The sequence below is a fragment of the Mesorhizobium sp. M5C.F.Ca.IN.020.32.2.1 genome (assembly GCF_004023105.1).
Classification (GTDB): Bacteria; Pseudomonadota; Alphaproteobacteria; order Rhizobiales; family Rhizobiaceae; genus Mesorhizobium; species Mesorhizobium wenxiniae.
Genome location: NZ_RZSX01001569.1, coordinates 1 through 605, shown reverse-complemented (window position 1 = coordinate 605; position 605 = coordinate 1). Strand labels below are relative to the sequence as shown.

Here is a 605-nt window from a genome sequence, read left to right as displayed (position 1 = left end):
GGATACGGGCGGCCGCATCGACGGGTTGCTGCTGCTCGGTTCGCTGTGGGATGAAAGTTTCTTCTCGAGCCCAGGCTTTAAGCGCCGTGTCCCGGTCTTCTTCGGCCACGGCAGCAAGGATCCGGTATTTCCGGTGGCAAAACAGGAAGCGTTCTTCCGTTCGATCCTGGCCAAATCGAAAACCTATCCGGCCCGCTTTGTTCGTTTCGAGACCGGCACGCACGGCACGCCGATCCGCATGACCGACTGGCGCGGCACGCTCAATTGGATGCTGTCGAAGGCGCCCTAATGCATGTCGCCCAAAAGTGTGTAGCGGTTTTGGGACAACGACATGCATCAAGAAAAAACTTGAAGCGCGCCGCGCCTCAAGGCGCGGTGTTGTAGTCCACCACCGTCTGCGGGTTGATCTCGCCGTCGTAGGAGGCGTCGACATCGTACTGCACCAGCGAGAAATTGCCGTTGCGAAAAAGATATGTCCCGGCTGATGAGGCATCGCCGACGCCGCGCCACTTGTTGAGGGACGAGATCGTCTTGGTGGCGTCGTCGAATTCGGAATTGACCAACTGGTCGTCGGTCTGGAAGCCGGTGACGTTCATCGCCTCGAC

At 59.0% G+C, this 605-nt stretch carries 2 pseudogenes; one reads left to right on the top strand and one right to left on the bottom strand.

From position 1 onward, the window contains the following. Nucleotides 1-289 (top strand): annotated as a pseudogene (locus tag EOA86_RS37500) (alpha/beta hydrolase); the annotation flags it as partial. A 76-nt stretch (nucleotides 290-365) separates the two neighbouring features. Here EOA86_RS37500 and EOA86_RS37495 read toward each other — a convergent pair. Further along, nucleotides 366-605 (bottom strand): annotated as a pseudogene (locus EOA86_RS37495) (DUF1176 domain-containing protein); the annotation flags it as partial.